Raw genomic sequence first — 7623 nt, 5'->3', positions numbered from 1 at the left:
TGTTATTTTGTGTGCTGTTCAGATCTCGCGTCCGCGAACGCCTCGCCCCGCTTGGTGTAGTTGGTGAACATGTCCATCGAGGCGCAGGCCGGGGCCAGCAGTACCGTATCGCCCGGCCGCGCGAGCCGGGCGGCGTGCTCGACCGCCTCGGACATCGCCCCAGTGTCGGTCCGGTCGAGGTCGACCACCGGGACTTCGGGGGCGTGTCGCGTCAGGGCTTCGTGGATCAGCGCGCGGTCGGCGCCCATCAGCACGACCCCACGCAGCCGCTTCGCCGCGCCGGTGACCAGCTCGTCGAAGGTGGCGCCCTTGGCGAGGCCGCCGGCGATCCAGACGATGGAGTCGTAGGCGGCGAGGGAGGCCTCGGTGGCGTGGGTGTTGGTCGCCTTGGAGTCGTCGACGTAGGAGACTTCGCCGATGTCCGCGACGTGTTCGATGCGGTGGGCGTCGGGACGGAAGGCGCGCAGCCCGTCGCGGACGGCGGCCGGTTCCACGCCGAAGGCGCGGGCGAGGGCGGCGGCGGCCAGCGCGTTGGCGATGTTGTGCGGCGCCGGGGGGTTGACGTCGGAGACCTCGGCCAGCTCCTGGGCCTGCTTCTGGCGGTTCTTCACGAAGGCCCGGTCGACGAGGATGCCGTCGACCACGCCGAGCTGGGAGGGGCCGGGTGCTCCGAGGGTGAAGCCGATGGCGCGGCAGCCCTCCTCGACGTCGGCCTCGCGGACGAGGTCCTCGGTGGCTGGGTCGGCCGCGTTGTAGACGCAGGCGATCGTGTTGCCCTCGTAGACCCGGCCCTTGTCGGCGGCGTACGCCTCCATCGAGCCGTGCCAGTCGAGGTGGTCCGGAGCCAGGTTGAGGACGGCCGCGGAATGGGCGCGCAGGGAGGGCGCCCAGTGCAGCTGGTAGCTGGAGAGTTCGACGGCGAGGACGTCGTACTCCTCCTCGCCGAGCACCGCATCCAGCAGGGAGACGCCGATGTTGCCGACCGCCGCGGTGCGCAGCCCGGCGGCCTCCAGGATCGAGGCCAGCATCCGCACGGTGGTGGTCTTGCCGTTGGTGCCGGTGACCGCGAGCCAGGGGGCGGCCGTGCGGCCGTTGGTGCCACGCAGTCGCCAGGCGAGTTCGACGTCGCCCCAGATGTCGACGCCCGCCCCGGCGGCCGCCAGGAAGAGCGGCTTGTCCGGCTGCCAGCCGGGGGCCGTGACGACGAGTTCCGTGGACGGCGGCAGGGTGGCGCCGTCGCCGAGGCGCACGGTGATGCCGAGCGCCTCCAGTTCGGCCGCCTGCGCGCGGGCGCGCTCGTCGTCGCCGTCGTTGACGACGGTGACGAGCGCGCCGCGCTCGTGCAGGGCGCGGGCCGCGGGGATGCCGCTGACGCCGAGTCCGGCGACGGTGACGTGCTTGCCCTGCCAGTCCACGGTGCTCACTTCTTGGCTGCCCATCCCGCGTAGAAGAGGCCGAGGCCGACGATCACGCACATGCCCTGGATGATCCAGAAGCGGACCACGACAAGGACTTCGGACCACCCCTTGAGTTCGAAGTGGTGCTGGAGTGGCGCCATCCGGAAGACCCGCTTGCCGGTCATCTTGAACGAACCGACCTGGATGACCACGGACATGGTGATCATCACGAAGAGGCCGCCGAGGATGGCGAGCAGGAACTCGGTGCGGGACAGGATCGCGAGGCCCGCGAGGGCGCCGCCGAGGGCGAGCGAGCCGGTGTCGCCCATGAAGATCTTGGCGGGCGAGGTGTTCCACCACAGGAAGCCGAAACAGGCGCCCATCAGGGCCGAGGCGACGACGGCGAGGTCGAGCGGGTCGCGTACCTCGAAACAGGCGCTGGGGTTGGTCAGATTGGCCGCGTTGGCGCAGGACTCCTGGAACTGCCAGAGGCCGATGAAGGTGTAGGCGCCGAAGACCATCACCGAGGCGCCGGTGGCCAGGCCGTCCAGGCCGTCCGTGAGGTTCACGCCGTTGGACATGGCAAGGATCATGAACAGCGCCCAGACGCAGAACAGCACCGGACCGATCGACCAGCCGAAGTCCTCCACGAAGGAGAGCCGGGTGGAGGCGGGGGTGTTGCCCCGGGAGTCCGCGAACTGGAGCGAGAGCACCGCGAAGGCGATACCGACGATCAGCTGGCCGGCCATCTTCGCCTTGGCCCGCAGACCCAGCGAACGCTGCTTGACGATCTTGATGTAGTCGTCGAGGAAGCCGACGAGGCCCATCCCGGCCATCAGGAACAGCACGAGGACACCGGAGTACCGGATGTCCTCGCCGGTGATCACCTTCGCCAGGAGGTACGCGATGATCGTCGCCAGGATGAAGGCGATGCCGCCCATCGTGGGCGTGCCCTGCTTGCTGCCGTGCGTCCGCGGGCCGTCGTCCCGGATGAACTGCCCGTATCCCTTGCGGGCCAGCAGCTTGATCAGCAGCGGGGTCCCGACCAGGGTCAGGAAGAGCCCGATGGCCCCCGCGAAGAGGATCTGCCTCATCGGCCGGCGACCTCGCCCTCGGTCGAGTTCTCCAGCAGTGCCTGGGCGACCTTCTCCAGGCCGACCGACCGGGACGCCTTCACCAGCACGACGTCTCCCGGGCGCAGTTCACTGCGCAACAGGTCGACGGCCGCCTGTGCGTCGGACACGTGCACCGACTCCTCACCCCACGAACCCTCGTTATATGCGCCCAGTTGCAGCCAGGAGGCTTCTCTCCCCCCGACAGCGACGAGCTTGCTGACGTTGAGCCGGACGGCGAGCCGTCCGACCGCGTCGTGCTCGGCGAGCGACGCGTCACCGAGCTCGGCCATCTGACCGAGCACCGCCCAGGTGCGTCCCCCGTCGGCCGCTCGGGCCTGGCCCATGGCAGCCAGCGCACGCAGTGCGGCTCTCATGGATTCGGGGTTCGCGTTGTAGGCGTCATTGACGACCGTCACACCGTCCGGACGCTCGGTGACCTCCATGCGCCAGCGGGAGAGGGTGCCCGCCTCCGAGAGCGCCTCGGCGATCTCGGTCACGGACATGCCCAACTCATGGGCGACGGCGGCCGCGGCGAGCGCGTTCGACACGTGGTGCTCACCGTACAGGCGCATGGTCACGTCGCTGCACCCGGTGGGTGTGTGGAGCTCGAACGCGGGCCGCCCGTCGGGCGTCATCCGGACCTTCTCGCCCCGTACGTCCGCATCCGGGGCTTCTCCGAAGAGCAGAACCCGGGCCTTGGTGCGTGAGGCCATCGCGCGTACGAGGGGGTCGTCGGCGTTGAGCACCGCGCAGCCGTCCTCGGGAAGCACCTCGACCAGCTCGCCCTTGGCCTGGGCGATCGCCTCCCGGCTGCCGAACTCCCCGAGGTGGGCGGAGCCGACGTTGAGGACCAGGCCGACGCGGGGCGGGGTGAGGTCGGCGAGGTAGTGGATGTGTCCGATGCCGCGGGCGCCCATCTCCAGGACCAGGTGCTGGGTCTCGGAGGTGGCGCGCAGGGCGGTGAGCGGCAGGCCGATCTCGTTGTTGAGGGAGCCCGGCGTCCAGACCGTGGGGGCCTTGCGCTGCAGGAGCTGCGCGATCAGGTCCTTGGTGGACGTCTTGCCCGCGGAGCCGGTGAGCGCGACGACGGTGGTGCCGAGGCGTTCGACGACGGTACGGGCGAGCGCGCCGAGCGCGCCGACGACGTCGTCCACGACGATCGCCGCAACGCCGACGGGGCGGGCGGCCAGGACGGCTGCCGCGCCCGCCTCGGCGGCGCGCTGCGCGTAGTCGTGGCCGTCCACCCGCTCGCCGGCGAACGCGGCGAACAGGCTGCCGGGTCCGACCTCGCGGGAGTCGATGACGACGGGGCCGGTGACGGTGACTGCCGGGTCCGGTATGTCGTGCGGCTGCCCGCCGACGATTTCGGCGATCTCGGCGAGGGAAAGGGTGATCACTTGGTCATCCCTGACTGTTGTTCTCGTGGTGAGGGGCACGGTCGGCGGCGTCGGTGCGCCCCAGGGACCGCTCGATGGCGTCGTGCAGGACCTTGCGGTCGTCGAAGGGGCGTACGACCCCGTGGATGTCCTGGCCCTGCTCGTGGCCCTTGCCCGCGACGAGGACGGTGTCTCCCGGTTCGGCGCGCGCGACGGCGGCGGCGATGGCCGAGGCACGGTCGGCAACGACCAGGACGTCACCGCGTTCGTGGACGGGGACTTCGGCGGCGCCGGAGAGCATCGCGGCGAGGATCGCGAGGGGGTCCTCGGAGCGGGGGTTGTCGGAGGTCAGTACGGCGGTGTCGGAGAGGCGCGCCGCGGCGGCGCCCATCGGGCCGCGCTTGGTGGTGTCGCGGTCGCCGCCGCAGCCGAGGACGATGTGCACCCGGCCCTCGGTGACCTTCTGCAAGGAGCGCAGTACGGACTCGACGGCGTCGGTCTTGTGCGCGTAGTCGACGACGGCGAGGTAGGGCTGTCCGGCGTCCACCCGCTCCAGGCGGCCCGGGACCCCGGGGACGGCCGCGATGCCGTCGGCGGCGGTCTGCGGGTCGACTCCCGCGACGGCCAGGGTGACGACCGCGGCGAGGGTGTTGGCGACGTTGAACGGGCCGGGGAGCGGGGCGCGGGCGGCGATCCGCTCACCCTTCGGGCCGACGGCGGTGAAGGTGCTGTCCTGGGGGCCGACCTGGACGTCCTCGGCGTGCCAGTCGGCGTCCGGGTGGCCCTCGGCGGAGAAGGTGGTGACCGGGACCCCGGACTCGGTGATGAGCCTGCGGCCGTACTCGTCGTCGAAGTTCACGACGCCGCGGTGGCTGCGTTCGGGGGTGAAGAGCTGGGCCTTGGCCTGGAAGTAGTCCTCCATGCCGGAGTGGAACTCCATGTGCTCCGGGCTGAGGTTGTTGAAGACCGCGACGTCGAAGACGCAGCCGTCGACCCGGCCGAGCACGAGGGCGTGGCTGGAGACCTCCATGGCGACGGCCTCGACGCCGCGTTCGCGCATGACCGCGAACAGCGCCTGGAGGTCGGTGGCTTCGGGGGTGGTGCGCTCGGACTTGATGCGCTCGTCGCCGATGCGCATCTCGACGGTGCCGATGAGTCCGGTGGGGCGGCCCGCGGCGCGCAGTCCGCCCTCGACCAGGTACGCGGTGGTGGTCTTGCCGGAGGTTCCGGTGATGCCGATCTGGAGGAGGCCGATGCCGGGCCGCCCGTAGATGTCGGCGGCCAGCTCGCCCATGACGGCGCGCGGGTCCTCGGTGACCAGGACCGGCAGGCCGGTGGCGGCGGCGCGTTCGGCGCCGGCCGGGTCGGTGAGGACGGCGGCCGCGCCGAGGCCCGCGGCCTGGGCCGCGAAGTCGGCGCCGTGGAAACGGGCGCCGGGCAGGGCCGCGTACACGTCTCCGGGGCGCACGGCCCGCGAGTCGTGGGTGATGCCGGTGACGTCACCGGATCCGGCCGCCTCGACGCCGAGCCGGCCGGCCAGCTCGCCGAGGGAGGTGGGCCGGAGCCGGTCCGGTCGGGGCGCTCCCGGGTAGGTCACAGGCGCGTCCTTCTGAGGGGTTTGGGACTGATCAGCGTGGGGCACGGCGGTGAGCGTACCGGGCCGGTGCGGGCTCTCGCCAAGCGAGGGACCGGGTCCCGGGAAGTTCTCGCTCCGGTTCCCGGGATCGGGGGTGATGGTTGTCACTGGGGTTCCCTTGGGGGGATGCTCGCGCACCCCCGTGTTCACTCGCCGGGTTTGAAGGACACCGGCAGCCGGGGCGGCTTGCTGCCGGACGGTGGGGTCTGGAGCGTCTTGAGCGCGAACTCCATGACGTGCTTGTAGATCGGGCCGCAGATCTGGCCGCCGAAGTAGCTTCCCTTGGTGGGGTTCTGGATCGCGCAGTAGACGGTGATCTGCGGATCGTCGGCCGGGGCGAAGCCGGCGAAGGAGGCGGTGTACCCCTTGTAGACGCCGCGGACCGGGTCGACCCGGTTGGCGGTGCCGGTCTTGCCCGCGACCCGGTAGCCGGGGATGGCGGCCTTGGTGCCGGTGCCCTCCTGGTCGTCGACGACGGATTCCAGCATGGTCGCCAGGGTCCTGGCGGTCTTCTCGCTGACCACCCGGTTCTCCTCGGGTGCCTCCGCTGCGGTGAAGCGGCCGTCGGCGCCCTTGGTGCCGCGTACGAGGGTGGGCGCGATCCGGACCCCCCCGTTGGCGATGGTGGAGTAGACCGAGGCGGCCTGGACGGCGTTGAGCGAGAGGCCCTGGCCGAAGGGGATCGTGTACTGCTGCGAGGTCGACCAGTCCTTGGGGTGGGCGAGGAGGCCGGGTGACTCGCCGGGGTAGCCGAGGCCGGTCTTGGCGCCGAGGCCGAACTTGCGCAGGTAGGAGTAAAGGACCTGGTTGGACTCGGCCTGGGTCCTGCCGAGCTGACCGGTCGCCAGGATGGTGCCGATGTTGCTGGACTTGGCGAGGACCCCGTTGAGCGTGAGGTACCAGGTGGGGTGGTCGACGTCGTCCTTGAAGAGCCGGTCGCCGCGGTGCAGCCGGTTGGGGACGGTGACGTGGGTGCCGGGCGTGGCGGCCTTCTCCTCCAACACGGCGGCCATGGACATGACCTTGCTGGTGGAGCCCGGCTCGTACACGTCCTGGAGGGCCGCGTTGCCGAGCGACGCGGAGGTGGCCTGGGAGAGGTCGTTGGGGTCGTAGCCGGGCGCGTTGGCCATGGCCAGCAGTTCGCCGGTCCGGGTGTTCTGCACGATGACGTAGCCGCGGTCGGCCTTGGACTTCTCGACCTGGTCGCTGATGGCCTTCTGGGCGGCCCACTGGATGTCGCGGTCGATGGTCAGCTCGATGTCGGAGCCGGGCACGGCCGGGACCTCGCTGCCGCCGGCGGTGGGGACGCGGCGGCCGCCGGACTGGGCATAGCGGATCTTCCCGTCCTCGCCCGCGAGTTCCTTGTCCAGCTGGAGTTCGATGCCGCCGCCGCCCTTGCCGTCGGCGCTGACGAATCCCAGTATCCCGGCGGCGAGGTCCCCGTTGGGGTAGACCCGCTTGGTGGTGGGCTCCTGGAGGACACCAGCCAGGACATTGGCGCCCTTGCCGCCGCTCAGCTTGTCCTCGGCGGCCTTCTCGGCGAAGACGGCCTTGAGGTCCTTGATCTGCTTCCAGACCTGGGGGGTCTGCCGGTGGGCGAGGACGGTGTAGCGGCTGTTGGCCGAGAGCTGCTTGACGAGCTTGTCGACGTCCTTGCCGAGGATGGGGGCGAGCAGGACTGCGGCCTGTTGCGGGGCGTCGGGCGCGTTGCTCTCCTCGGGCGTGAACAGCTTGGGGTCGGCCGTGATGTTGTGTGCGTCCACGCTGGTGGCGAGCGCGACCCCCCTGCGATCGGTGATCTCCCCGCGCTCGGCCGCGACCGTGTACTCCAGGTAGCGGTTCTTCTCGGCCTTGGCCGCGTAGGCGGTGCCGTCGACGGCCTGGACCTGGAGCAGCCGGGCCACGAAGAGCAGCATGATCAGCGTCAGCCCGAGGCTGACCAGCCGGAGCCGGGGGCGCGGGCTGCCCAGGCGCAGCGTGCGGGGCGCGCGTCCGCGTGCGGTGGTGCGTGAAGTACGTGTCGTACGCGACGTAGACGACCAGGCCGATGAACGACCACAGGAACTGGTGGCCGCTGTAGGCGCCGTCGAACCCGTCGC

At 71.0% G+C, this 7623-nt stretch carries 6 protein-coding genes; 1 reads left to right on the top strand and 5 read right to left on the bottom strand.

Annotated elements, in window-relative coordinates:
- Positions 1-2: 2 nt before the first annotated feature.
- From murD to ABZ154_RS34425, 5 genes are all read right to left on the bottom strand, one after another.
- Entirely contained in the window at positions 3-1439 is a 1437-nt protein-coding gene (gene murD / locus ABZ154_RS34445) for a UDP-N-acetylmuramoyl-L-alanine--D-glutamate ligase (protein WP_356838362.1), read from the bottom strand.
- Positions 1421-2491, bottom strand: coding sequence for a phospho-N-acetylmuramoyl-pentapeptide-transferase (gene mraY / locus ABZ154_RS34440; RefSeq protein ID WP_356838361.1), 1071 nt, complete (start codon positions 2489-2491; stop codon positions 1421-1423). Before mraY ends, murD begins: the two co-directional genes overlap by 19 nt.
- Positions 2488-3909, bottom strand: a complete 1422-nt coding sequence (gene murF, locus ABZ154_RS34435) for a UDP-N-acetylmuramoyl-tripeptide--D-alanyl-D-alanine ligase (RefSeq protein ID WP_356838359.1) — start codon at positions 3907-3909, stop codon at positions 2488-2490. Before murF ends, mraY begins: the two co-directional genes overlap by 4 nt.
- Positions 3910-3913: 4 nt before the next feature.
- Positions 3914-5485, bottom strand: coding sequence for a UDP-N-acetylmuramoyl-L-alanyl-D-glutamate--2,6-diaminopimelate ligase (locus tag ABZ154_RS34430; protein WP_356838358.1), 1572 nt, complete (start codon positions 5483-5485; stop codon positions 3914-3916).
- A 185-nt stretch (positions 5486-5670) separates the two neighbouring features.
- Positions 5671-7440, bottom strand: a complete 1770-nt coding sequence (locus tag ABZ154_RS34425; protein ID WP_356838357.1) for a penicillin-binding protein 2 — start codon at positions 7438-7440, stop codon at positions 5671-5673.
- Between ABZ154_RS34425 and ABZ154_RS34420 the strand changes: the two genes are divergently transcribed.
- The coding region (locus ABZ154_RS34420) for a hypothetical protein (RefSeq protein ID WP_356838356.1) at positions 7439-7623 on the top strand (185 nt) is incomplete at its 3' end. The two genes, ABZ154_RS34425 and ABZ154_RS34420, sit on opposite strands and share 2 nt — an antisense overlap.

Origin of the sequence: Streptomyces sp. NPDC006261 (assembly GCF_040613515.1) — a bacterium.
In the GTDB taxonomy this organism is placed as follows: Bacteria; Actinomycetota; Actinomycetes; order Streptomycetales; family Streptomycetaceae; genus Streptomyces.
This window is presented reverse-complemented; position numbering and strand designations above follow the sequence as displayed.

Excerpts from the sequence above, each read along its gene's own strand:
- murD (WP_356838362.1), bottom strand. The coding sequence starts at position 1,439 with ATGGGCAGCCAAGAAGTGAGCACCGTGGACTGGCAGGGCAAGCACGTC.
- mraY (WP_356838361.1), bottom strand. The coding sequence starts at position 2,491 with ATGAGGCAGATCCTCTTCGCGGGGGCCATCGGGCTCTTCCTGACCCTG.
- ABZ154_RS34425 (WP_356838357.1), bottom strand. The coding sequence starts at position 7,440 with ATGCTGCTCTTCGTGGCCCGGCTGCTCCAGGTCCAGGCCGTCGACGGC.